The sequence below is a fragment of the Streptococcus oralis genome (assembly GCF_901543815.1).
Lineage (GTDB): Bacteria > Bacillota > Bacilli > Lactobacillales > Streptococcaceae > Streptococcus > Streptococcus oralis_CM.
In genome coordinates, this window is sequence record NZ_CABEIU010000002.1 from 1,374,556 (window position 1) to 1,400,458 (window position 25,903).

At 41.9% G+C, this 25,903-nt stretch carries 21 protein-coding genes and 1 pseudogene; 2 read left to right on the top strand and 20 right to left on the bottom strand.

The window, feature by feature from the left end; all coding sequences use genetic code 11:
- Positions 1 to 239: 239 nt before the first annotated feature.
- Positions 240 to 1,091, top strand: coding sequence for a MurR/RpiR family transcriptional regulator (locus FQT28_RS07010; protein ID WP_084948962.1), 852 nt, complete (start codon positions 240 to 242; stop codon positions 1,089 to 1,091).
- Here FQT28_RS07010 and FQT28_RS10160 read toward each other — a convergent pair.
- The 20 genes from FQT28_RS10160 to FQT28_RS10165 form a co-directional block, all read right to left on the bottom strand.
- Positions 1,088 to 1,210, bottom strand: a complete 123-nt coding sequence (locus FQT28_RS10160) for a hypothetical protein (RefSeq protein ID WP_260468643.1) — start codon at positions 1,208 to 1,210, stop codon at positions 1,088 to 1,090. The two genes, FQT28_RS07010 and FQT28_RS10160, sit on opposite strands and share 4 nt — an antisense overlap.
- Before the next feature lie 173 nt (positions 1,211 to 1,383).
- Complete coding sequence (locus tag FQT28_RS07015) at positions 1,384 to 2,148, bottom strand: class I SAM-dependent methyltransferase (protein ID WP_143989795.1); 765 nt, start codon at positions 2,146 to 2,148, stop codon at positions 1,384 to 1,386.
- Between the two features lie 428 nt (positions 2,149 to 2,576).
- Positions 2,577 to 3,461, bottom strand: a complete 885-nt coding sequence (locus tag FQT28_RS07020) for an ROK family protein (protein ID WP_143989796.1) — start codon at positions 3,459 to 3,461, stop codon at positions 2,577 to 2,579.
- A gap of 17 nt (positions 3,462 to 3,478) precedes the next feature.
- Positions 3,479 to 4,396 (bottom strand): dihydrodipicolinate synthase family protein, encoded by a 918-nt coding sequence (locus FQT28_RS07025; protein WP_143989797.1) that lies wholly within the window; start codon positions 4,394 to 4,396, stop codon positions 3,479 to 3,481.
- Positions 4,397 to 4,567: 171 nt separating this feature from the next.
- Positions 4,568 to 5,212 carry a DUF624 domain-containing protein gene (locus tag FQT28_RS07030; protein ID WP_143989798.1) on the bottom strand — a complete coding sequence of 215 codons (645 nt, stop codon included), beginning with the start codon at positions 5,210 to 5,212 and terminating at the stop codon, positions 4,568 to 4,570.
- A gap of 20 nt (positions 5,213 to 5,232) precedes the next feature.
- On the bottom strand, positions 5,233 to 5,685 hold the full coding sequence (locus FQT28_RS07035) for a NanQ anomerase/TabA/YiaL family protein (protein WP_000575447.1): 453 nt from the start codon (positions 5,683 to 5,685) through the stop codon (positions 5,233 to 5,235).
- Positions 5,686 to 5,913: 228 nt separating this feature from the next.
- Positions 5,914 to 6,753, bottom strand: coding sequence for a carbohydrate ABC transporter permease (locus FQT28_RS07040; RefSeq protein ID WP_143989799.1), 840 nt, complete (start codon positions 6,751 to 6,753; stop codon positions 5,914 to 5,916).
- Positions 6,754 to 6,768: 15 nt separating this feature from the next.
- Positions 6,769 to 7,635 (bottom strand): carbohydrate ABC transporter permease, encoded by an 867-nt coding sequence (locus tag FQT28_RS07045; protein WP_161801140.1) that lies wholly within the window; start codon positions 7,633 to 7,635, stop codon positions 6,769 to 6,771.
- Between the two features lie 219 nt (positions 7,636 to 7,854).
- The gene (locus tag FQT28_RS07050) at positions 7,855 to 9,183 is read right to left on the bottom strand and encodes an ABC transporter substrate-binding protein (protein WP_143989800.1); all 1,329 of its coding nucleotides are present in this window, start codon (positions 9,181 to 9,183) and stop codon (positions 7,855 to 7,857) included.
- A 114-nt stretch (positions 9,184 to 9,297) separates the two neighbouring features.
- The gene (locus FQT28_RS07055) at positions 9,298 to 9,996 is read right to left on the bottom strand and encodes an N-acetylmannosamine-6-phosphate 2-epimerase (RefSeq protein WP_061417201.1); all 699 of its coding nucleotides are present in this window, start codon (positions 9,994 to 9,996) and stop codon (positions 9,298 to 9,300) included.
- Between the two features lie 246 nt (positions 9,997 to 10,242).
- Positions 10,243 to 13,743 carry an SIALI-17 repeat-containing surface protein gene (locus tag FQT28_RS07060; protein WP_143989801.1) on the bottom strand — a complete coding sequence of 1,167 codons (3,501 nt, stop codon included), beginning with the start codon at positions 13,741 to 13,743 and terminating at the stop codon, positions 10,243 to 10,245.
- A gap of 328 nt (positions 13,744 to 14,071) precedes the next feature.
- Complete coding sequence (locus tag FQT28_RS07065; RefSeq protein WP_143989802.1) at positions 14,072 to 15,055, bottom strand: acetylxylan esterase; 984 nt, start codon at positions 15,053 to 15,055, stop codon at positions 14,072 to 14,074.
- Positions 15,056 to 15,372: 317 nt separating this feature from the next.
- Positions 15,373 to 17,388 carry an ATP-dependent DNA helicase RecG gene (gene recG / locus FQT28_RS07075; protein ID WP_143989803.1) on the bottom strand — a complete coding sequence of 672 codons (2,016 nt, stop codon included), beginning with the start codon at positions 17,386 to 17,388 and terminating at the stop codon, positions 15,373 to 15,375.
- 20 nt (positions 17,389 to 17,408) lie between these two features.
- Complete coding sequence (alr, locus tag FQT28_RS07080; protein ID WP_143989804.1) at positions 17,409 to 18,512, bottom strand: alanine racemase; 1,104 nt, start codon at positions 18,510 to 18,512, stop codon at positions 17,409 to 17,411.
- The gene (acpS, locus tag FQT28_RS07085) at positions 18,502 to 18,864 is read right to left on the bottom strand and encodes a holo-ACP synthase (protein WP_143990073.1); all 363 of its coding nucleotides are present in this window, start codon (positions 18,862 to 18,864) and stop codon (positions 18,502 to 18,504) included. Before acpS ends, alr begins: the two co-directional genes overlap by 11 nt.
- 44 nt (positions 18,865 to 18,908) lie before the next feature.
- Entirely contained in the window at positions 18,909 to 19,940 is a 1,032-nt protein-coding gene (locus FQT28_RS07090; protein WP_143989805.1) for a 3-deoxy-7-phosphoheptulonate synthase, read from the bottom strand.
- 1 nt (position 19,941) lies between these two features.
- Positions 19,942 to 20,973 carry a 3-deoxy-7-phosphoheptulonate synthase gene (locus FQT28_RS07095; protein WP_143989806.1) on the bottom strand — a complete coding sequence of 344 codons (1,032 nt, stop codon included), beginning with the start codon at positions 20,971 to 20,973 and terminating at the stop codon, positions 19,942 to 19,944.
- A 79-nt stretch (positions 20,974 to 21,052) separates the two neighbouring features.
- Complete coding sequence (gene secA, locus FQT28_RS07100; RefSeq protein ID WP_143989807.1) at positions 21,053 to 23,566, bottom strand: preprotein translocase subunit SecA; 2,514 nt, start codon at positions 23,564 to 23,566, stop codon at positions 21,053 to 21,055.
- A 160-nt stretch (positions 23,567 to 23,726) separates the two neighbouring features.
- Complete coding sequence (locus tag FQT28_RS07105) at positions 23,727 to 24,017, bottom strand: hypothetical protein (RefSeq protein ID WP_038805574.1); 291 nt, start codon at positions 24,015 to 24,017, stop codon at positions 23,727 to 23,729.
- An 18-nt stretch (positions 24,018 to 24,035) separates the two neighbouring features.
- A complete protein-coding gene (locus FQT28_RS10165; protein ID WP_038805575.1) occupies positions 24,036 to 24,371 on the bottom strand; it encodes a hypothetical protein in 336 nt (111 codons plus the stop codon).
- 210 nt (positions 24,372 to 24,581) lie between these two features.
- Between FQT28_RS10165 and FQT28_RS07120 the strand changes: the two are divergent.
- A pseudogene (locus FQT28_RS07120) lies at positions 24,582 to 25,850 on the top strand (transposase).
- Positions 25,851 to 25,903: the final 53 nt, after the last annotated feature.

Below are 25,903 nucleotides of genomic sequence, written 5' to 3' on the forward strand. Positions count from 1 at the left end.
CTAGAAAAATTTCCGATTTTCACCTTCATTTTCAGCTAAAATAATAGAGCAAACGGGTGAAGCTCGGTACTTTTCATTGTACCATATTTTACGGAGAAACTCTTGGAAAAGTCGAAGCATTTTTTGACTTTTAATCAAAAATGCCTTTTTATTTGGTTATCCTAACTTCTATGATATAATGATGTTAATAAGCTGGCAATCGTCAACTTTTAAGAGTTTGACTCATGAAAAGGAGCTCCATGAAAAAGCAGGATATCGCAACTATTATTGATCTTCATTTTGAAGAATTAACAGAGTTAGAACAGGAAATCGCTCGTTATTTCTTGCAGGTAGATACGATTGTGGATGATCTATCATCGCAACAGGTTACTCAAAAACTGCATGTTTCCCAAGCTGCTCTTACCCGTTTTGCAAAAAAATGTGGCTTTACTGGCTATCGAGAATTTGTCTTTCAATACCAACACCAGGCCAATAAACAGGACACCCACTCTCACCAACACAGTCCTTTGACCAAACGTGTTTTACGAAGCTACAGCAACCTACGGGAACAAACACAGGATTTAATTGACGAAGAACAACTGGAACGAGTTGCCCAGCTAATCGATGACGCTGAACGAGTTTACTTTTTTGGAACGGGAAGTTCTGGTCTGATTGCCCGTGAGATGAAACTGCGTTTTATGCGACTAGGTGTTGTCTGTGAAGCTTTGACCGATCAGGATGGCTTTGCATGGACGACCAGTATCATGGATGAAAACTGTTTGGTACTTGGCTTTTCCCTGTCTGGCACCACCCAATCCGTCCTAGATAGTTTGTTGGATGCCAAGGAAATGGGGGCTAAGACCATTCTCTTTACCAGCGCTCCAAACAAAAATAGTCAGGCTTATACCGAAACAGTCCTTGTCGCAAATCATAGCCAATCTTCTTACATCCAGCGTATTTCCGCTCAGCTCCCTATGCTCATTTTAATAGATTTGATTTATGCCTACTTTTTGGAAATCAATCGAGATAGCAAGGAAAAAATCTTTAACAGCTATTGGGAAAATAAAAAACTCAACGGCTATCGTAGACAAAAACGCGTTAGAAAATCCTAGTTTGGCTCAACCAAACTAGGATTGTTTTGTTTTGAAATGATAATAGGCTCCATAGGTGGTCTTTCCAATTTTTCTCTTTGTGCTAATACTTTTTTATCTGAACTTTTCAATTCTTCCATAAATTTTCCTTTGATTTTTTGAATTTTTGACGACAAAAAGGAAGTATCTGCTATTTGCTTTTACTTCCTCTCTTTAATTTTATTTAATTGTTTTGCTTCGACAAACTGAGATTTAGATTTTAACCCTTATAGAAAATAAAACGGGCTATTCTCCTGAAATGTGTTCTATAAGATTATAGTTTAATGCAAAGTGTAGCTATATAATCATTTCCATAACGTGATAATCGATGTCTTTTGTCACACGATTCATAAAAATCGATCATAGCGAGACCATTTTTTAGTTGTCCTCTAATCTGAGTTTCTAAGGTATGGCTAAATTCATATCCATATTCTGGATTGATGGTGATTTCGCCTTCCTCTTCAAGCTCTCTTGAATTAAAAGGTAGTGAAAACTTTAAAAGTAATTCCTCATCGGGTTTGTCCCATACAATGTCAGCATCATACATGTATATCCAAGGATTCATAAATCCGACCATTAAGAGTCCGCCCCTTTTCAATACTCGAGCAGCTTCTTTATACATGTTTTCTAAATCCTCTATATATACATTTGAAACTGGATTAAAAATAATATCAAAGGTTTCATCTTCAAATGGAAATGGTTTTGTCATATTGCCTTGAACGGTAGTGATTTTTAATCCTTCTCTTTTAGCAACCAACTCATCTCTTTCTAATTGTGATTTAGAAAAATCCATGATGGTGACATCATAACCTTTTAGAGCAAAAACTGGACCCTGCTGTCCACCACCACAAGCTAACCCTAATATCTTTTTCCCCCTGGTTTTTTCAAACCATTCTTTCGGAACTTTGTTCCCAACAGTTAAGGCAACAGCAATTGGATGTTTTCTAACTTCTTCTAATTCTTCATGTGTCAATGGCTCAGTATAGGCATTTTTGACATTATTCCACCTATCTTGATTACATTTTATATAATCGTTCATCTGATAATCTCCTCGTAATTTGATACTATTTCGATTTAAGCTGGATGTGCTACCATTACATTTTTCTCACCTCTACAAATTCTAATTTGTCAATTCTCATCCATCTCATTATATCACTTTTTCTTCTTGGCTTAGTTTAGTTTTTAGAAACAAAGTAAAGAGCTTGCGCCGTCTTCTAAGATTATCTTAAAGGATATCTCCTCTCATATATTCTTCTACGGTAGGAACTCTGCTCCTATCGTTCATTTTTTATAATTCCTCTTTGTCTTTCTCATACCCATGAAGCAAGGTCGCATAATGGTCTTGATAGGTCTTTCAGCTACTTTTCATATACCTTGACAGTTTTTCCATCATCAAAAAAAGAATTAAGCAAAACAGTTTTCACTCAAGTAGTGATTAAGTGTTTTTCTTAATTCTATAATTCCAAACTAGGATTCTTTTGTTTTGAAATGATAATAGGCACCCAACATCCCTGCTGTGTTTTGGTGATGGGCAAATTCTAATCGTGTTTTTTCAGCTAGACTTGGTACCAAGGCCGCCTTCAAGGCTGTGCGGATTTTCGGTTTGAGGATAGCCTCTTGTCCCATGATGCCGCCACCGAGAATAACCACTTCTGGATTGGCAACGTAGCAAATATTTGCCAGACCTTTCCCAAGGTAATCTACCATGCGGTCGATACCAGCCATACAGATCTTGTTTCCTTCGGTAGCTTCCTTGAAAATGCGTCGGCCATTCCACTGGTCAACTGGATCTCCGTGAGCTTCTGCTACATATTCTACCAAGGCTGTCGTAGAAGCGAGATCTTGGAAAGCTCCATCCTGCATATGCATATAACCGACTTCGCAAGCTGAGTTGCTAAATCCATGGAAGACCTTCCCATCCATAATCAAGCAACCACCGATACCTGTTCCAATGGTCAAGCAAAGAGTCACACTCGCTCCCTTTCCTGAACCAGATACTGCCTCAGCCAGACCTGCACAGTTGACATCATTTTCAATTTCACAAGGAATCGCAAAGCTCGTCTCAATTTCCTTCTTGAACTGGGTTCCTGCATAGTTAGGGATTTGAGGTCCGGCATAGAAAATCTCGCCTTTGTCGGGATCGACCATTCCCGCTGAAGAAATGGCAACACCTGCTACTGGGCCTTTTTCTAAATAGCTGGCTACGATATCTTTTGTCTTTTGTAAGATATGGGGTCCACCTTTATGCGCCTCAGTTGGCATTTCATGCGATTCAACAAGTTGGCCTTCTTGGTCAATCAAACCATATTTGATGTTGGTTCCACCAATATCAATTGCAACGTAATGTATCATAAATACCTCCTTATGGATTAGAGGAAGCGCTCCTTGGTTTCACGAATCAAGGCTGCAGCTGCTTCTACAACTGGGCGATCTTCTTCAGTCACTGGTGTCAATGGCGAACGAACTGATCCAATATTCAAGCCTTCATTGATCTTCAAGACTTCTTTGATGACACCGTACATATTTCCATGAGCAACAGTCAATTTACCAATAATTGCGTTGATAGCGTATTGCAATTCACGCGCTGTTTCCAAATCTTTCTCAGCAATCAACTGATTGAGTTTCAAGAAGAGTTCTGGCATCGCACCATAAGTACCACCGATACCAGCTTTGGCACCCATGAGTCGTCCACCTAGGAACTGTTCATCTGGACCATTGAATACGATGTGGTCTTCTCCACCAAGGCTGACAAAGGTTTGGATATCTTGAACTGGCATAGAAGAATTCTTAACACCGATAACACGAGGATTCTTCAACATTTCAGTATAGAGACTTGGAGTCAAAGCAACACCTGCCAATTGAGGAATGTTATAAATCACGTAGTCTGTGTTTGGTGCTGCGGCACTAATGTCATTCCAGTATTTGGCAACTGAATACTCAGGCAAGCGGAAGTAAATCGGTGGAATTGTTGCAATGGCATCTACACCCAAGCTTTCCGCGTGGCGAGCAAGTTCCATACTATCCTTTGTATTGTTGCAAGCTACGTGAGCGATAATGGTCAATTTTCCTTTGGCAACTGCCATGACTTCTTCCAAAATCAATTTGCGGTCTGCCACACTTTGGTAGATACATTCACCAGAAGAACCATTTACATAGAGACCTTGAACACCTTTATCAATGAAGTATTGAACCAAGGCGCGCGTACGCTCTGGACTGACTTCTCCTTGATCATCATAACATGCGTAGAAGGCTGGAATGACACCTTCGTATTTTTTCAAATCTGACATAGATTTTCTCCTAAGATTTCTTTTTTTCTGCTGAGAGCAGTTCTATTTTTTACAAGTTTAGTATACACCTTGTGAAAATCGCTTTCAATATCTTGTATACACTTAGATTTTAGTTTCTACTTGTATTTTAGAAACTGTAACGATTGAAAGTAGTTTCAGGGACGAGCCATCCTACTGGTATTTGGCGAAGATTTTCTCCATCAAACCTGCTTGGAGAAAGACTAGCAAACCAAAACCAAAGAGGATAAAGGCCGATCCACCCAAAAGGAGAGTGAAGGCGGATAGATAAAGAATCATCACTATGAGAAAGAGAATGGCTAACATGAGGAAGAACCAAGGAAAGTTAAAACTTGCCAAGATAAGCCCCTTTTGCAATACTTCTTTCCAAGACAAATCATAGCGCGCAGCGATGGGATAACTAGCCAACATCACCAGAGTGAGGAAGATGAGAATCCCCAAACAAATAGCTTTCACAATCTGGAAAGGCAAAGCTGCCTGGCCCCAGAAGAGATAAAGGTCTAAAAGACTCAGCAGAACAATGCCTAACTCCAGCAAACCTAACTGAAGCCCCAGTTTCAGATTTTGCTTGAAGGCTCTCAGATAGGTTCTAAAGACTGGTACCCGTCTGCTTCTCTTAATCTCAAACATGGTCTCATAGAGGCTGATTTTCGCCACTCCAATCGTCACAATGGGCAAACAAGAGACGACAAAAAGAAGATTGACTGTCACGATATCCAAGACCTTCTCACTGAAACGCATGAGAAAATTATCTGTATCAAATGCTGCCTTGATAAGGCTTACTCCTTTTTGTGCCATGTTTACTCCTCCTGATTCTTTTAATCAATCAAAATTTTAAAGAGATACTTGCGAACTTTTTCTTCCATCCCTGCGTAGCCATTTGGCTGGTGAGGTTCTCCTGGGAAGAAAATCGCAAAATTGTGATAACCCAACAAGAGTGGGTAGCCTTCATGACAATGGACAAAACCAATGTCACTCGCTTCATCGAATGCTACCGCCTCGTCTTTGATACGTGAACCGTAGCTCGAATATTCATGTCCTTCTACCAGCAAATGCAAATCTGCATAATTCTTATGGTGCTCAAATTGATCATTTTCAGCTTGATTGAGGACATTTTCTTGAACAACTAGAAAGACCTTGTCCCCATCAATCTCATACTTACCTAGTTCGAAAGAATCCTTACGGTGCTGATAGAGATAGTCGATAGCCTTATCTAAATTGGGATGAATCCCTTTGTAAAAGGTGATGTTTTTCAAATCGTCAAAAATCATACTGTTTCCTTCGTTTCTGATAGTTAACTAAAATCATAGATTAAGTTTATAAGTGTCTGACAAAACTTCACGAAGTAACTGCATACTCTCCATTTTGTAGACACTTATAACTCTGTATTCTCTTATACTCAATGAAAATCGAAGAACAAACTAGGAAGCTAACCGCTGGCAAAACTTAAGTATGGCAAGGTAACGCTGACGTAGTTTAAATTCGATTTTCGCAGAATATTAACCTTTGACCGCTCCCATAGTGATACCTTGAGTGAAGGATTTTTGGAAGACAAGGAAGACGGTTACGATTGGCACTGCTGCGAGAGCTGCACCCGCCATGATCAAACCGTAGTTGGTTGCCATTTCGGCCTGCATGGTCGCAACCCCGAGTGAGATAGTCAAGTTTTGACGTGAAGTCAACATAACCAACTGCATAAAGTAGTCGTTCCAAGTATTGATGAAGGTAAAGATCGCAAGAGCTGCAAATCCTGGTTTTACAATTGGGAAGGCTACGCTCCAGAAGGTACGAATCTCACCACATCCGTCGATTTTAGCTGATTCAAGCAATTCTGTCGGGATATTTTCGCTGAATTGTTTCATAAGGAAGACCCCAAATGGCCATCCGATCAAAGGCAAGATAACTGCCCAGAGAGTATCGTGAATTCCCATGAAGTTGACGATACGTACCAATGGTACAAGAACAACTTGTTTTGGAAGTGCCATGGCAGCGATAAAGACTGCAAAGAGGAGGCGTTGACCATAGAAACGTTTTTTAGCCAAGACATAACCTGCTAGAGAAGAGGTTGCACAGACTAAGAACATGGTTACCAGTGAGATGAATACAGAGTTCCACATCCACTGCATAGCAGGGTTTTGCACCATAAGTTGTTGGAAATTCTCCATGGTTGGCATTTTAGGGAACCACTGTGGCGGAATCATAATGGTATCAGGCTGTGATTTGAAGGCCCCTGTCAAGATCCAGTAGAATGGAAAGATGAACAGTACGGTCAACAAGAGCAAGATAATCGTTGAGATAACAGTGAAAGCTGTTAAAGGTTTCTTTTGTGTAGGTTGCATAACTGTCTCCTTTCTTTAGTATTCTACGTCGTTTCCGAGGATCTTGAATTGAGCAAAGCTGACAATGGCAATCATCACTGCCAAGAAGACACCGATGGTATTTGCATAGCCGTATTCTGTCAATTGGAAGGCTTTTTCGTAAAGGTAGTACATCAGTGTACTTGTTGAATAGTTTGGACCACCAGAAGTCAACAACTGAATCAAGGCGAAACATTGGAAAGAGTTGATAGTCGTAATGATTGCGATGTAAAGAGTTGTTGGAAGAAGGCTAGGCCATTTGATCTTCCAGAAGACTTGAAATTCAGTCGCACCGTCAACACGTGCTGCTTCAACTAGTGAGTTATCAATATTCCCCATGGCAGCGATATAAAGGATAATCGGTTGACCAACAGATGTTGTCAAAAGGATGATCATAATCGCTAGCAAAGCCCAGTTTTTATCACCCAGCCAAGAAATGTTTTGGCTGATGATATGGCTTGACTTAAGGACAAAGTTTAGAATCCCTGATAGGGGGTCATAGATCCATTTCCATACAACCGTTACGGCAACACTACCTGTAACTACAGGAAGGAAGAAGACGAAACGATAAAAAGAACGGGCAATGGCATTTTGATGATAGGTTTGAGATGCTACAAAGAGCGAGAAGAGAACCACAATCGGAACAGATCCAATAACCAGGATAACGGTATTGATCAAAGACTTCACAAAGACAGGGTCTTTAAACATGCGAATGTAGTTGTCCAAGCCCACAAACTCAAATTTAGTCATGGAGTAGTTAAAGAAACTTGTAATGAATCCCATAATCATAGGAGCCAAGACAAAGATGACAAAGAAGAATAACACTGGTGCTAGGAAAGCGTAGGAAATCACTGTTTCCCGCATACGAATTTTATTGACTTTCACAGTCGGCACCTCTCTTTCAAATAGAATAGTTTTTGATTTTCTTGAACTGTTTTAAAACCAAAATGAAATTTTTTAAGATTCGCTTATGTAAGAACTTCATTTTAATTTCGTGACAGTTCCTACCATTTCAAACAAAAGTCCCCCTTTTCTTACACCATAGTGCACAGGGAAAAGGGGGGAATCAATCTGACTTAGTGCTTATTGTTTTGTAGCTTTTTTGATTGTTTCGTTAGCTTTTTCAGTGAAGGCTTTCAAAGCATCCGCTGGTTTTTCGTCACCATTTGATACAGATTGCAACATTGGGAACCAAAGTGTTCTCATTTCAGCAAATCCATCGATAGTGTTGTAGTATGGTGAGTAGTATTTAGTCCAGCCACTGATTGTTTCCATACGTTTGTCTTCATAAAGTTTGCCAAATGAAGTACGAACTGGGAAGGCACCTGTACGAACCACGTCTTTAGGACCCCATTCTTTGTCATCTGCGATGAATTGAACGAATTTCTTAGCAGCTGCGATTTTCTTATCGTCTTTGTTGTTAAATACTGCAAATCCGTTTACAAGGTATTCAAGAGATGGTTTACCAGAATCTGATGGGAATGGTACTTCTACCACTTCAACCTTACTTGCTTCCAAAAGTTTAGCTTGGATGCCGTTTTGAGCTGGAGCCCAAAGGATTGTGTATGAAGTTTGACCGTTAGCAAAGTTTTGGATGTCTGCTCCACCGTCAAATTGTGAACCATTGTTCAACAAACCGTCTTTGATCCAGCTAGCCGCTTTTTCAAGACCTTTGACGAATTTAGGATCGTCAGTTGTATATTTAGTTACATCTTTATCTGTTACAGAACCGCCGTAAAGGTTTGCAATGAAGGCACGTGTTCCTTGGTCTCCCCCTTGACCAGAACTGAACAATGAACCTGGAGTGTAGCCTTTATCTTTAAGCGCTTTCAAAACTTTTTCAAAGTCATCAGTTGTCCACCCTTCTTTAACAAGGTTTAGAACACCAGCCTCTTCCAACATTTTCTTGTTCATTGCCATATAGAATGGTGCTGAACTGATTGGATACATGTAAGCTTTGTCTCCAGCCTTACTTGCTTGTACGATGTTTTCGTTGTTAACATCTTTGACGAATTCGTCTGTGAAGAGGTCGTTCAACTCAGCCAATTTACCATTTTTACCGTATTGGATGATACGTCCTGGTGCGTCAAAAAGTACGTCTGGCGCTGTTCCTGCTTCGATAGCTGTAGTGATCTTTTCTGGACCTGACTTGAAGTCGATGGTTTCCAATTTCACTTTTACATCTGGATTTGCTTTTTCAAAAGCTTCGATGATTGATTTTTCATAAGTTCCAACACCGTCACCAGTTTTTTCTTGTGTGAAGACTGGGAATGCCCACCAAGTGATTTCTGTTTTTCCGCTATCGCTTCCTGATTTTCCAGCATCTTTACTTCCACCAGAGTTACCACAAGCAGCAAGGCCAAGAATCGCAGCACCCGCAAGTACTGTACAAGCTAGTTTTCTAAATTTCATTTGTATTCTCCTAATTGTTAAGCGTGTCCATATTGGATAGTGAGTAAACTTCTGTTTGTATACGTTTTCATTTCATCCGACGCATCGACCACTCTCCTCTATTTTGAGATTGTGTTATTTAAGACCGGCAACAAAGCGCTCCGTAATCTCTTTTGGTCTAGTAATCGCTCCACCAACAACAATGCCTCGCACCCCATATTCAAGGATTTGTTTGGCTTGTTCTGGTGTATGAATTTTCCCTTCAGCGATGACATCCACTCCTGCTTCACAAAGTTTTTTGATCAGTTCAAAGTCTGGACCATCTACTTTTGGACTATAAGAAGTGTAACCTGATAGGGTTGTTCCAACAAAATCAACCCCTGCTTCGACTGCTGCTATTCCTTCTTCAAAAGTGCTAGTATCAGCCATTAAGAGTTGATGTGGATACTTTTCTTTGACTTGTCGGATAAAGTCCTGAATTTCCAAGCCGTCGTAACGTTCACGTTTGGTACAATCCAGAGCAATGACCTCAATGTCTAGTTCAGCCAATTCATCAACTTCTTTCATAGTAGCTGTAATGAATGGCTCCTGTGGCGGATAGTCACGTTTGATGATCCCGATAATCGGGAGTTTCGTAACCTCCTTGATCTCCTTGATATCACGAACACTGTTTGCTCGGATACCGACTGCTCCACCTTGCTCAGCCGCTTTGACTAGCAAGGGGATAACCCCTCCCGCTTCTGTATAAAGCGGTTCGTGAGGAAGTGCCTGGCAAGAGACAATGATTCCATCTTTGATCTGTTCAATCAAGGCTTCTTTGCTGATCTGTGGCATCCTCTTTCCTCCCTTTCTTTGTTCTTATGGACTTATTATATATCATTTGTTAAGCGCTTTCAATAGGTTGCAGTAGAATAGATTTCAGTTTCAAAACTATTTTATAGAACAGACTATCCTGAAAGTAGTTTCAGAAATCTTAGAATTTTTTATTAGCACACCTTGAGACGAAAGAAAAAGATAACAGGCTGAAAAACCTGCTATCTCCTTCTATTTTTACAAAGTAAAATGATTAGAATTATTCTCTTACTTTTCTCTCTTTTTCCCCATTGCAAACAAGCCAAGGAAGAAAGCTGTTAGTCCTAGTGAAGCTAGGAAGCCACTCTCCTTGTTCCCTGTATCAGGAAGTGTCTGCTGAGCAAGAGGAGCTTTGTAAGTATAATCTTCTTTTTTAGTAAGAGTTACAAGTGAATCAATTTCCTTGTATTCTGCGATTTCATGCACAGCTGCCTCAGCGCCATTCACACCACCTTTGTACTCTGGTACTTCATGGACTGCGGCCTCAACAGCATTAACTCCGCCCGTAAATTCTGGTTTTTCAACTGTTGGTGCTGGTTCCTCACCCGCTGTCCCTAGTGGGCCTGTGTACTCTGGTACTTCATGAACTGCGGCCTCAACAGCATTAACTCCGCCTGTAAATTCTGGTTTTTCAACTGTTGGTGCTGGTTCCTCACCCGCTGTGCCTAATGGACCTGTGTACTCTGGTACTTCATGAACTGCGGCCTCTTCACCATTCACACCACCTGTAAATTCAGGTTTTTCAACTGTTGGTGCTGGTTCCTCACCCGCTGTCCCTAGTGGCCCTGTATATTCTGGCTTCTCGACTGTCGGAGCTGCCTCTTCACCCGCTGTGCCTAATGGACCTGTATATTCTGGCACTTCATGAACTGCGGCCTCTTCACCATTCACACCGCCTGTAAATTCTGGTTTTTCAACTGTTGGTGCTGGTTCCTCACCCGCTGTCCCTAGTGGCCCTGTATATTCTGGCACTTCATGAACAGCAGCTTCACTTCCGTTCATTCCATTCGAAAGCTTAGTGCCCGCTACAGAGACTGGTAAATTATGCATACTTTCAATAGCGCCTTCTGCCAGACCTGTAACTTTTTGACCCATATCCTCTGAATCCACCGTAAATAGGAGGGTTTTTGTGTCATACTGGGTCATGAAGCGTGCTGTTTTACCATTTGCCAATTGAAGGGTTGGTGCCTTGTTGACCAATACTTCCGAATCAAACTCCATAGCAAGAATGCCTGGCCATTTTTCAATCGCATATTTCACTTTTGCTTCTTTAGGAGAAATCCAATCCTTGGTCAAGAAATCCCAGTTGAATTTTTTATAGGATAAAGTATAATCGTTTTGATTGCCATCCGCATGCTCATAAAGCAAACCATATTCGCCATTTCCGAGTTCTTGGAGTGAGTTGTAAGCAAACTTACCACTTTGTATAGGATTGTGTTTCAGCCATGTCAACTCACCATTCTCCTCAACACGAGCCAGGTGAACCAAACCATTGTTGCGTCCAGGACCACCAGCATTGCTGAGTAGAATGTATTCCTTTCCTTCATGCATGGTGTGAATAGCGGACATTTGAACATAAACGTCTTTTACTTGAGGATAACGTTTGATTTCCTTATCCCACGTTGCTCCCCCATCATGACTGGTCGCAACCTGAAGATCGCCAGTCAACCCACGCATAAAGAGCTTGAGATCCCCATTATTCAACTGAACAACAGTTGACTCCGTATTTTGGGCACCTGGATTATTCATGGTTGAAGAGTGAATGGTTTGGTTGCCTACTGGACGGTTATCATTAACTGCTTCACCTGCTTGCCATGTTTCACCATGATCATCTGAATAAATTACACGAGATGATTGAGAACCACTTAGGTAGGAAACGTTGTTTGTTGTATAAACTGGAATCACCAGTCTTCCCTTATGAGGTCCTGTACGCAAGGCAATTCCCGTACCAGGTCCAGTTCCTAGGAAGTGCATCCAATCTTTCCGAATCCCATGTGTAATATCTTTTGGTGCAGACCAAGTCTTCCCATCGTCATCACTGTAGGACATCCATAGGTAGTTGGTATTGGAAACTCTAAAAATATTCTTCTCGCTATACTCAAAATAAATATTTCCGATTAGCTCATTCCCTTTATACAAATCCCCCTTATCGCTGTAGGCTGGTTTTTTAGGGTCAACGACAACACGATAATCTGTCTTTCTGTTTTGAGGGTCGAAAACCTCTCCGTTTTCTCGAATCGTATAGCGACCTGATTCTCCTTGCTTATATAAAACTTGATAAACTTTATCTCCCACTTGTTCATAAGCTTTCGGAGCTTGCCCTGGTAATGAAAATACTGCCTTACTCTCAAGGAACATGTCATAAATTGCAAAAATTCTCTTTGTTTCAGGGTCTTGTACCAAGGCCATATCAATATTGACTGGAGATGGCCAATCTGCATGTTTAGCGTGCTCATTGTCACGAGGATTTGAGATTACGATTCGGTCTCCCCATGTTTTTCCATTATCTGAGCTACGACGAACAACCATCCCAATATCTCCCCAGTCAGAATGGTGCAAACGTCTTTCATCCGTTCCAGCAATCAGCGTTCCTTTATCAGTCTTGAGAAGAGCTGGGATACGATAACTCTTGATACCATCTTTATTTGGTTGATTGTTCCTACCACCTTCAAAGACGTCTTCTTTCTCAGTAACTTTTGCTCCCTCAGGAAGTTTCTGTTCCAATTCACCTCTTTCAAATAATTGACTCCGTGTTTGAACTTCATCTGGGCTTAAAGCACGATCGTAAACGGTTAGGTTCCGAACTTGTAGGTTTGATGCCCAAACTGTTTTATTGCCCCGTTTGGTTGCTCCAAGTTGAGCTTGATTAACATCTGGCATATCTTTAATGAAGTTACCAGATTTGAGACTTGTACGGGATAAGACACCGTTCACATAGAGACGAACTCGACCATGAGGTAACTCCGTTGTCGGTTGTTCAACAGTAAAGGTCACGGAATTCCATTGTCCAGGGCGAACTTTCAAAGGAGCATCTGTATACTTATCATAGAACTGCTCCCCGTTAGCGCCACGCCCTTCAATAAGAGCTGTATTATCAAGGACCGACATAGTAAAGTACTCATTTTCCTTGGTGTCACTGGATACAGAGAAGAGATTGTAAAAGCGTGGAGCTGACGCATCTGGTTTGAACTCCATGTGAACTGTAGCATTTTTTAGTTGCTTTAGTTTATCTAGTTCATTTGATAAATCAACTCTCTGACCATTTGCTGCATTGGTTTCAACATCTTCTTTTTCAAGGACAGGATTAGCATTTTTTAAATCTCTTGAGTAATAGTCACGAGGAATAGCCCCCTGATCCTCTGATTCCTCTTCCTTATTTGCTTCTTCTGCAGGGGTCTCCGTAGAGGATGGAGTTTCTGATTCTGCACTCTCATTTTTTTTCAAATGATCTTGGTCCACTACAACGCCGTTGTCTTGTGCTGCTGCCAATTTACCAGCCAAATCCTTATCCAAATGAGCAAGATCTCCCGAGGACGCTTCTTTTGGCAATTCTGATAAACCTTGACCAGGTTCGACAGTTTCTGTATTGGCCCCTGCTGCATTGGCTTGCTCTTGAGCTAAGACTGGATTTGCTCCAAATACCACTGTACCAATCACTACAGATGCCGCCCCAACTGCAAATTTTCGAATTCCGTATCGCTGTTTCCGATGTGAAGATTTATAATTCATGTTTGTCCTTTCATTTTTCATAAAAATAAAGCGCTTTCTTTTTTTCTTAAAATTTTTAGTTCCTCCAACTAAACAAGTAAAAAGAAAGTAACCGACTGAATGAGACCTCCCATTCTTCAAACGTCCACTGCTCTTACTCTCTGACCAAACAGCGGAAAGTTCCCTCCTTTCGCATAATGTCTTTCCCTTATTATACAATAAACTCTGAACTTTATAGCTAAATGATATAGAATAGATTCTACTTTTAAAACTATTTTAATATTCCAAATTTCCTGAAAGTACTTTTCGATTTTGGAAAACAAAAAGGGAGCTCAAGGCTCTCTTAAACTTATTTTTTTACATAGGAAAAAGGAATCTCACTGCCACAGAGCCAGTTGTAGACTTGGTCATTGACAAAAACATTCATGGCTTCGTGAGCATACTCAGGCATGATACGATAGGCCTTATCACAGGTCAGACGATTGTAAATCGCAAACTGGGTAATAGGATAGCACACATCGTCATCCAAGCCCGTAATCATCTTGACCTCACCTTTAATACGATGGGCAAGATTTTTCACATCGATATAGGCAAGGGTCGCCATGATTTCTTCCTCTGTTTCATGGAAGGGATCGTGGAACTTGAAATAACGGAAGAGTTCATCATAGGCTTCACTGGTATTGCCAATCTCAAGCACCCGTCTAAAGTCTGACAAAAAGGGATAGATGGCAACTGTTCGCTGAATCCGAGGATTGAGCGCTGCTGCAACCAAAGCTAAGGCCCCTCCTTGTGAGGCGCCATAGCTAGAAAGTTTTTTCTCATCTACCTGAGGCAGACTGGCAATAATTTCAACCAACTGGTAAATATCCAGATAGACATCTTTATAAAAGAGGTTGTCCCGACCTTCAACAGCACCACGGATGATATGTCCCTTCACCGTATTTCCTAGTGGAGAGCGCAAACCATCTTGTGAATAGCCCGACTGGCCTCGAACGTCCATAGAAACAACACCGTAACCAGCCACAGTATAGGCCAGCATATCAGCCCAGTCCCATCCACGTCCCATATAGCCATGGAAGTGGAAGATTAGCGGAACTTTCTCCTCACTCTTTGGAAGGACGACGCGTGCATAGACCTTACCTTCATTAGTTCCCTCAAATGTTAGCTCATAGCACTTGACTTGAGGAATATGGAAATTTCTTTCCTCCAACTGGTAGGCTGGAAGAGATGAAACTTTTTTGACCTCTTCATCCCAGAAAGCATCAAAATCTTCTGGAACCTCATCCCTTCCTTTATAAGTCTTAATTTCTTCTAGCAAAGCTGGATTTTTCATAGCATGCTCCTTTAGTTTTGTAATCGCTATCACAACTGTAGCATATCTAGGAAAGCAATGCAAGAAAGAACGGTAAATAGAAAGTGATTTTAGATTCTCTTTCCTCAAACCTATCGCCTGAAAGTAGTTTTAAAAATAAAAAGAGCGTTTCCGCTCTTTGTGTATCAATAAGTGCTAGCTCCTTTCTCTTGTTTGACAGTTTGGAATTTCTTTTGGTAGGTTACTTTAATGGTCATGTGAGAGTCCTCATTTCTTTTTGATGACTCTAGTATAAGACCCAAACCTAAAAGCTAGCTTATAGATTTCTTAGAAAAGGCTTAATCCAGATGTTCTCTCTTTTCTAGATGAAGAGCAATCATGCGCCATTCTGGATCCTCTCGCCAACCTTCTATCGAACTAATGTAGCTGGCAACTTTTCTGGCTTCTTCTAAAATCGGAAAATCTTCGATGATATCAGCCACTTGGAACTCTGGGAGGCCTGACTGTCTAGTTCCAAAAATCTCACCGGAACCGCGCATTTTCAAATCTTCCTCCGCAAGGACAAAACCATTGGTGGTTTCTGTCATGATGCGCATGCGATCTTTCCCAGAATCCGTCTTGGGATTAGCCACAAGAACAGCATAGGACTGCTTGTCCCCCCGACCAACACGACCTCTGAGCTGGTGAAGCTGGCTAAGACCGAAGCGATCAGCATCCATGATAATCATGACGGTCGCATTGGGGACATTAACCCCAACCTCGATAACAGTTGTAGATACTAGAATATCTGTTTTTCTCTCTTTGAAATCCTGCATGATCTGGTCTTTTTCATCACTCTTCATCTTACCGTGTAGGAGGGCTACTTCTACCTTGCCAGCAAAATGAGCTGTCAACTCCTCAGATAAGGCAATGGCATTTTTCAGATCCAGTGCTTCTGATTCTTCAATCAAGGGAGAGATGACGTAGGCTTGAGAACCTTTTTGAATTTCTCCCTCTAACCAAGTCAGCACCTGAGGTAGTTGTTCATGCTTGATCCAACGTGTCACAATGGGTTTCCGACCTGCGGGCATCTGGTCAATAATAGAAACATCCATATCCCCAAAGGCTGTGATAGCCAGCGTCCGAGGAATGGGCGTAGCCGTCATCATGAGAACGTCAGGATTGTCCCCTTTTTCCCGTAAAATACGCCTTTGCCCCACACCAAAACGGTGCTGCTCATCGATGATAATCAAACCAAGGCGAGCATAATCCACCCCATCTTGAATCAGAGCATGGGTTCCGATAATCAAATCAGCCTCACCCTTGGCAATGGTCTCCAAGACTTCTCTTTTTTCTGCAGCTTTTAAGGAACCTGTCAAGAGAGCGAGTTTCAAGTCTGGAAAAAGGTTCTGTAAACTCTCAAAGTGTTGCTCTGCTAGGATTTCTGTTGGCACCATGAGAGCTGCCTGATAGCCAGCCGTCACCGCCGCAAACATGGCCAGGCCAGCAACCACCGTCTTTCCGCTCCCTACATCTCCTTGCAGGAGACGATTCATGTGATGGTCCGACTTCATGTCGGTCAAAATTTCTTGCAAACTCTTTTCCTGAGCTTGGGTTAGGGCGAAAGGCAGACTTTCTTTAACGGCTATCACTTTTTCCTGAGACCAATTCAGAACCAGACCACTTCCCTGAACTCTATTTTCAGACTTGAGCGCCTGCAACTGCATTTGGAAGTAAAAGAGTTCCTCAAACTTGATGCGACGAAGGGCCTGCTTGTATTCTGCCAAATCCTTAGGAAAATGCATGGCGCGGACTGCCTGACAACGAGACATGAGTTTGTATTTGTCCAGCAAAGACTGGGGAAGATTTTCCTCTATCAAGAGGTCCAGCCCCTGATCAAAGGCCGTCTTGATGACCTTGACCAGACTGGCCTGACTGATTCCTTGAGCTAGACGATAGACAGGCTGGAGGTCATCTTCCACCTGAGCCAGGACCTTCATCCCAGTCAGACTGGCCTTGGCACGGTCCCATTTCCCAAAAACGGCAAGAGTTGCACCCAACTCTATCTTATCAGCTAGATAGGGTTGGTTAAAGAAATTCACCGCAAAAACGACTTCTCCCTGTTTGAGGCTAAAACGCAGGCGATTGCGCTTGAAACCATAATACTGGACACTGGCAGGAGTCACAACTTGACCAGACAGGACCGCCTTTTCACCGTCTTCCAGCTCCAGTACCTGTTTGCTCTTGAAATCTTCGTAACGGAAAGGAAAGTAGAGCAAGAGGTCTTGCAAGTTTTCAATTCCTAGTTTGGCGTATTTTTCTGCTGACTTTGGTCCCACACCAGGCAAGACATGCAAGGGTTGATGTAGATTCATGCTCCACTCCTTTCTTTAGTTTAATGATATTCTCTCGGAATGCGGTCGCTGAGGAGACAAACCACCTCATAGTTAATGGTTCCACGGTAGGTTGCTACCTGAGTAGCTGTGATTTCCTTGTCACCGTTGGAGCCAATCAAGGTTACCTTTGTTCCTAGCGGATAAATCTTAGGCAAACGAATGGTGATTTGGTCCATCGAAACCCGTCCGACGATTGGGCAAGCTTCTCCATCTACCAAGACAGAGAATTTCTGCATATCACGTGTCCAACCATCCGCATAACCGATTGGCACGGTCGCGATGATTTGCTCGCTACCTGCCTGATAGGTGGCTCCATAGCCCATGCAAGCTCCAGCTGGAACTGTCTTGACATGAACCAGAGCAGACTCCAAAGTCAAGGCTGGTGTCAAATCATAGGGAAGCTCCAAGACCTCCCCGCTAGGATTGAGACCATACATGGCATCTCCCATACGGACTGCATTGAAAATAGTCTCTGCATGCCAGAGGGTCGTTGCCGAGTTGCTGGCATGAACTAGCTCTGGGACTTCCTTCATACTTGCCAAAATAGCTTTAAATCGTTCTAACTGGGTATTAAAATAGGCATCTGATTCTTCATCTGCAGTCGCAAAGTGGGTAAAAATCCCCTCAACGCGAGCACCGTGTTGTTGAAGCAAGGCTTGAGCCTGCTCAGCTTCACTGGCCTCTCTAAAACCAATCCGTCCCATTCCTGAATCAATCTTGAGGTGAACCGATAAGCCTGCTAGGCCTGTCTCCCTAGCTAAGAGTGCTTGAATCCACTCCAATCCAGCCACAGTCAAGGTGATGTCGTATTCTTTAGCAAGAGAAACAGCTTCTAGCTCAGAAACTCCTAAAATGAGGATTTTCTTACTAAGTCCAGCCTGACGAAGTTCGATGGCTTCATCAATATTGGAAACGCAAAATCCATCAACATCATCCTGAATAGCCTTGGAAACGGCAACAGCCCCATGACCATAGGCATTGGCCTTGACCACTGCCCACTTGAGCGTTCCTTGTGGGATATGAGCCCCCATTTGCTGAATATTTTGTCGAATAGCTCCCAGATGAATCAGAGCCTTGGTTGGTCTATGTGGACTAGCTTTCATGATTTTCCTCCAAAATGACACTGGCTGTCACAAACTGATCTGTATGGCTGATCGACAGCCAAATCTTTCCTAAAAATGGTGACTGACTAAAATAGGGAGCCCCTCTTTCATTGTTCAAAACTTCCAAATCCTGAAAGGTCAGTTTGCCAATTCCTGTCCCCATAGCCTTGGAAAAAGCCTCCTTAGCCGACCAGCGGCCTGCCAAGTATTCAATCTGTCTGCGCCCTTTGAGACTTGTAAAACGCTCCATTTCTTTAGGGGTCAGCACGCGCTTAGCAAAGCCCTCACGTCGTGTAACTGCGTTTTCTATCGAAGCCAATTCTTCGATGTCAATTCCGTGTCCAACTATCATACTCATAAAAGGAGCTGAGATTCCCCCAACTCTATCCTTTTCACTTATTTTGTTAAGGTAGTATAAATTTCTTCTACCAAGGCTACTGTATTTTCCCAACCTAGACAAGGGTCAGTTATAGAGCAGCCAAAGACCTCTGGTTGATTTTGGCGGCCATCTGCTAGGTATGATTCGATCATAAAGCCTCGAATCGTCTTTTTAATCTTTTCATTCCAGTCACGATTCAGCAGGGCTTGACGAATAATGCGAATTTGTTCCATATACTGCTTGCCCGAATTGTCATGGTTGGTATCGATGATAATGAAGGGATTTTCAAGTCCCATAGTCTCATAGCGATTGATGGCATTTAAGAGTGTTTCATAGTAGAAATTGGGTTCATTTTTACCATATTCGTTCATGGCACCACGAAGGATAACGTGGGCCAAAGGATTTCCTGAAGTTTCCACTTCTTGCCCATGGTAAAGGAAGGTTTGCTTGTTTTGAGCCGCATAGATGGCATTAAACATGACCCCGAGATTTCCAGATGTTGGATTTTTCATCCCAACTGGAGCATCAATCCCAGACGCTACAAAGCGGTGTTCCTGGTCTTCCACCGAACGAGCCCCAACAGCATGGTAGCTGACCAGGTCATCAACCAAAACGAGATTTGACGGATAAAGCATCTCATCAGCTGTTGTCAATCCAGTTTCGGTAATCACACGGTAGTGCAGCTGACGAACAGCCTGCAAGCCGTTAATCAGGCTTGGAGCTTTTGAAGTATCCGGCTGATGAACCAAACCCTTATAGCCATCTCCATTGGTACGAGGTTTAGCCGTATAGACACGCATCACGATAAAGATTTTATCCGCAACTTTTTTCTGCAAGTCTGCTAAGCGACGAGCATATTCGAGCACAGCTTCTTCATTGTCCGAAGAGCAAGGCCCAATCACCAAAAGGATTCGGTCGTCCTCACCTGAGATGATAGCTGCCAACTCTCTATCACGGGCTTCTTTTTTTCGCAATGCTTCAGCTGACAACTGGGTCGCAGCCTTGATTGCTTCAATATCAATTTCTTGACCTTTTTCGATAAATGCCATCTTACTCTCCTAGCGTTTGGTAAATTTCGCGAACAAGTGCTTCTGTGTTGTCCCATCCGAGACACGGATCTGTAATGGACTTACCAAAAACTTCGGGTTCATTTTGACGTCCATCTTCTAGATAGGACTCAATCATAAAACCACGAACGTATTTCTTGATTTTCTCATTCCAGTCACGGTTAATCAAGGTCTGACGAACGATACGGATTTGCTCCATATACTGCTTGCCTGAATTGTCATGATTGGTATCGATGATGATAAAGGGATTTTCCAAGCCCATCTTTTCATACTGGGCAATGGTATCCATCAAATTGTCATAGTAGTAGTTGGGAATATTTTTCCCATATTCATTCAAGGCACCGCGAAGAATGGCGTGGGACAAGGGATTCCCTGTTGTTTCCACCTCTTTACCGAGGAAAAGGAAACTCTGTTTATTTTGCGCTGCGTAAATCCCATTAAACATGACATTGAGATTTCCAGATGTGGGATTTTTAAATCCTGTTGAAAAGTCTGCTCCACTCGCTACAAAACGGTGCTGTTGATCCTCTACAGAACGAGCTCCAACAGCCATATAAGAAATCAAATCATCCACCAGCGGAAGATTTTCAGGATAAAGCATCTCATCAGCTGTTGTCATTCCCGTCTCGGTAATCACACGGTAGTGCAGTTGGCGAACAGCCTTGATCCCATTGATCAAGCTAGGAGCTTCTGTCGCATTTGGTTGATGAATCAAGCCCTTATAGCCATCTCCATTGGTACGAGGTTTAGCTGTATAGACACGCATGACCATAAAAATACGGTCTTTGACCTCTTCTTGCAAAGCAGATAGACGCTTGGCATACTCGAGAACTGCCTCTTCGTTATCAGATGAACATGGTCCAATCACCAAGAGAATACGTTGGTCTTCCCCACGGATGATGGCTTCCAATTCCTGATCACGTCGGTTTTTTCTCGCAAGAGCCACTCCTTCTAATTTAGACAAGGCGCGAACTTCTTCAATGTTAATTTTAGGACTTTTAGCTGTAAATACCATGATTCATCTCCTTATAAAGCAAACGGACACCAAGTAAAAATGTATTTTCACCAGGTATCCGCCTGTATCTTATCTCATATTATTGTCTCTTACCATGACAGTTCTTGAATTTCTTACCAGATCCACATGGGCATTGGTCATTTCGTCCGATTTGGCTCAAGTCCACATCTTTTGGAAGCTGAGTCTGCTGCGCCGCGATATTACGAGTCGCAGTTGTACTGATATTGTGTTCAGCTTGAGGACGTTCTTGTTCGTGGATTTGTGCTTTCATCATCAAGCGGGTCACATCGAACTCAATCGATCCGATCATGTCGTTAAACATGCGGAAACCTTCTGCTTGATATTCTACAACAGGGTTGTTTTGGGCATATCCACGAAGACCAACAGCATTTCGCAACTGGTCAAGGGCATCAATATGATCAGTCCACTTGTTATCTACAACACGTAGAATCAGAACCTTTTGGAATTCTTTCACTGCATCTTCATCACGAAGTTTAGCAACTTGGCTATCATAAACCTTCAATGCACGTTGATACAGCTCATCTTTGATGGCTTGGTCTGACAAACCTGCAAGATCTGAACGGCTGATTGAATCTTCTGGAAGTAAGTTGTACTTAGCAAAGTTCAAGATTGCTTCTAGTTTTTCATCTTCCTTAGAACGTGCATGTGTATCCACGATACGTCCAATGGTACGACGAATCATAGCATGGATCTCAGGTGCCAAGTCACGGTCGGCAGTAATGACATCATAACGTTGTGCATAGATGATTTCACGTTGTTCTCGCATGACATCATCGTATTGAAGGACCTGTTTACGTGTATCGTAGTTATTCCCCTCAACACGTTTCTGAGCCGCTTCCACTTGACGCGTTAACATACGGGATTCAATGGCTTCGTCAGACATGTTGAGCCGTTCAAAGATACCTTTCAAACGCTCTGAACCGAAACGTTTCATCAAATCATCTTCAAGAGACAAGTAGAACTGCGACTCACCTGGATCTCCTTGGCGTCCTGAACGTCCACGAAGCTGATTATCGATCCGGCGACTTTCGTGGCGTTCTGTACCAATGACGCAAAGTCCACCAAGCTCACGAACGCCTTCACCAAGCTTAATGTCGGTACCACGACCGGCCATATTGGTTGCGATGGTAACCGCACCACGCTGACCAGCATTCATGATGATTTGAGCTTCTCTGTAGTGGTTTTTCGCATTCAAGACTTCGTGAGGAACACCTGCTTCGACCAATTTCTTAGAAAGGAAATCACTCGTTTCAACGGCAACAGTACCTACCAAGACTGGCTGACCCTTTTGATAACGTGCCTTCACATCTTCAACCACGGCCTTGAATTTTGCATCAAGGCTAGCATAGAGAAGGTCTGAGTGGTCGATACGTTGGATTGGACGGTTGGTTGGGATTGGGATGACACGAATGTTATAGATTTCACGGAATTCTTCTTCTTCTGTTTTACCAGTACCTGTCATACCTGCCAATTTCTTATACATACGGAAGAGGTTTTGGTAGGTAATAGAAGCTGAAGTCTTAGTTTCGTCTTGGATTGGCACACCTTCCTTGGCTTCAATCGCCTGGTGCAAGCCATCAGAGTAACGGCGACCTTCCATGGTACGACCTGTAAATTGATCAACAATCAAGATTTCCTGCTCTTCGCTGACCACATAGTCAATATCAAGAATCATGATATAGTTGGCACGGAGGGCATTGTCGATAAAGTGAGTAAGAGCCACATTTTCAATATCGTAGAGATTTTCCAGTTTGAAGTAGCTTTCAGCCTTATCAATCCCTGAATCAGACAAACCAATGGTCTTAGACTGAATGTCGATGATATAGTCATCTTTGTCCAAAGATTTGACAAAGTGATCCGCCATATGATACAGCTGACTAGTCTCCACAGCATTGGCTCCTGAAACGATCAAAGGAGTACGAGCTTCATCAATCAAGATCGAGTCAACCTCATCGACCAAAGCATAGTTGAGCGGACGCTGTACCATGTTTTCTGCCCGAACAACCATGTTGTCACGAAGGTAGTCGAAACCAATCTCTGAGTTGGTTGAGTAGGTGATATCGCAAAGATAAGCTTCTTTCTTCTCCATTGGTGACTTAGCAGCCAAGTTAATCCCTACTGACAAACCAAGCCATGAGTACAATTCACCCATCTCAGTCGCATCACGTTCCGTTAGATACTCGTTGACCGTTACTACGTGAACCCCTTCACCTGCAAGGGCATTGAGGTATACAGGCATCGTCGCTGTCAAGGTCTTCCCTTCACCAGTACGCATCTCTGGAACGTCACCATGGTGAAGAACAATCCCACCCATGACCTGAACCTTATAAGGGAAAAGTCCAAGGACACGTTTTGCAGCTTCACGAACTACCGCAAAAGCCTCATAGAGCAATGAATCCAGCGATTCACCCTTATTGTAACGTTCCTTAAATTCATCTGTTTTTGCTTTTAGCTGGTCATCCGTCAAGGCTGCCATCTGATCTTCATATTTGAGAACCTTGTCTGCCATCTTTTCCAGACGACGAAGTTCTCCTTTATCATTTTCGATAATCGTTTTTAAAATATTAGCCATTATTTTCCTTACTTTAGATTCTGAATATTTTAGAATGTTCTTTTAATTCTAGCACATTTGCTCTTAATTTTCAAGAAAGAATCCGCGTTTCAAAAGGGAAAAGAGGCTGACTTCTAGGTCAGCCTCTTAGCTTTTTATGGACTACACTTCACACAAAAATTTAATTGCCAAGCAGAGCTGGCAAAATTCCAAAAATCAGGAAAAGATTGATCCAGAAGGCCATGCAAAATAGCACTCCAAAGAGGAAGAGACTCATCTTTTTAGTCAGTACTGAGAAAAAGATTGCCAATACACCAAAGACGACAAAGAGTTTTTTCATGATGAAGAAATAAACCGAAACTCCTCCTATTTGCAAATCCCATGGAAGACAAAAGACCAGCAGCCATAACAAGCAAATCGTAAGAATGTAGGTTTTGTAGTATTGATGAATGAACTGCTTTATTTTGAACATCAGAACCTCCTCTAAACTTTAGCTGTTGATGGATGTCCTCGTTTTGTTCTCTTGTTTCAGCTTGAACATTCTCTTTAAACAGGCATATATTTTCCAGTCATTCACAAGAGACAAAAAAACTAAAAGGAACCATATCCCCCAAATTGTTAAATCAGCAGGATTTTTCAAGACAATATTGAAAATTAAAAATGAAAAAACGGTAAAAGCGATACTGAACAAAGCCCACAGAGGAAGATAAATCCAGTAAAAGTAATAGAAAAACGCGAAATATTTCCTATTTTTGTCCGCCTTCTCAATCCAATGGAAAAAGTAAAAGTAGGGTGATAAAAGCAATAATATAAAAAATTTCTCCATCACACACCTCTTTTTAATAACGTTTTCTTTGATTTCATTCTATCAAAAAGATCTGGAAATGTCTTCCCAAATCTTGCTTGTTTATTCGGCTCTATAATTTCTGTAGTGGGTAAATCCACCGCAGGGATTATGGAGCCTATTTTGTTATAGAAAAAAAGTCCCATAAGATTTATAATGAAAAGCGACCAAACCATCATTAGAAAGAATCATATGGAACCATTACATTTTATCACAAAACTACTAGATATTAAAGACCCTAATATCCAGATTCTAGATATCATCAATATGGATACACACAAGGAAATCATCGCTAAACTGGATTACGAGGCCCCATCTTGCACCGATTGCGGATATCAAATGAAGAAATATGACTTCCAGAAACCGTCTAAGATTCCTTACCTTGAAACGACTGGTATGCCTACCAGAATTCTTCTGAAAAAAGCGTCGTTTCAAGTGCTATCATTGTTCGAAAATGGCGGTGGCTGAGACTTCTCTCGTCAAGAAAAATCACTAAATTCCTCGTATTATCAATCAAAAGATTGCTCAAAAGTTGATTGAAAAGACTTCTATGACCGATATTGCCCATCAGCTTTCCATTTCAACTTCAACTGTTCTCCGAAAGTTCAATGACTTCCGTTTTAAACATGATTTTTCTCGTCTTCCAGAGATTATGTCTTGGGATGTTGAAACAGTCAGGGGAGTGACTGTTTCAATCGGGAGATGAAGATGAGCTTTATTGCTCAGGACTTTGAAAAACTCAATATCATCGCTGTCCTTGAGGGAAGAACACAAGCTGTCATCCGAAATCACTTTCTTCGATACGATAGAGCTATTCGCTGTCAGGTAAAAATTATTACTATGGATATGTTTAGTCCTTACTATGACTTGGCTAAACGACTTCGCTTTCGAATTTCTAGGCTCAGGCTGAAACAGTCTACCAGACTGTTTCACTCCCAAATGCAAAAATTGTACTAGATCGCTTTCACATCGTTCAACATCTAAGCCGTGCCATGAGTCGTGTGCGTATCCAAATCATGAATCAATTTGAACGAAAATCCCATGAATACAAGGCTATCAAACGTTACGAGAAGCTCATTCAACAGGATAAAAGAGATTCTAGATAAGCTTTTTAGCTATTCAGAAGACCTGAAACACCACTATAATCTTTATCAACTCTTGCTTTTTCACTTTCAGAATAAGGAAGCTGAAAAATTCTTCGGACTCATTGAGGACAATCTAAAGCAGGTCCATCCTCTTTTTCAGACTGTCTTTAAAACCTTCCTCAAGGATAAAGAAAAGATCGTCAACACTCTCCAATTACCCTATTCCAACGCCAAATTGGAAGCAACGAATAATCTTATTAAACTCATTAAACGAAATGCCTTTGGTTTTCGGAATTTTGAAAACTTCAATAAAAGAATTTTCATCGCTCTCAACATCAAAAAAGAAAGGACGAAATTCGTCCTTTCTCGATCTTAGCTGACTTCAACCCACTACAGTTGACAAAGAGCAAGAAAACTTCTCTTTTAAAA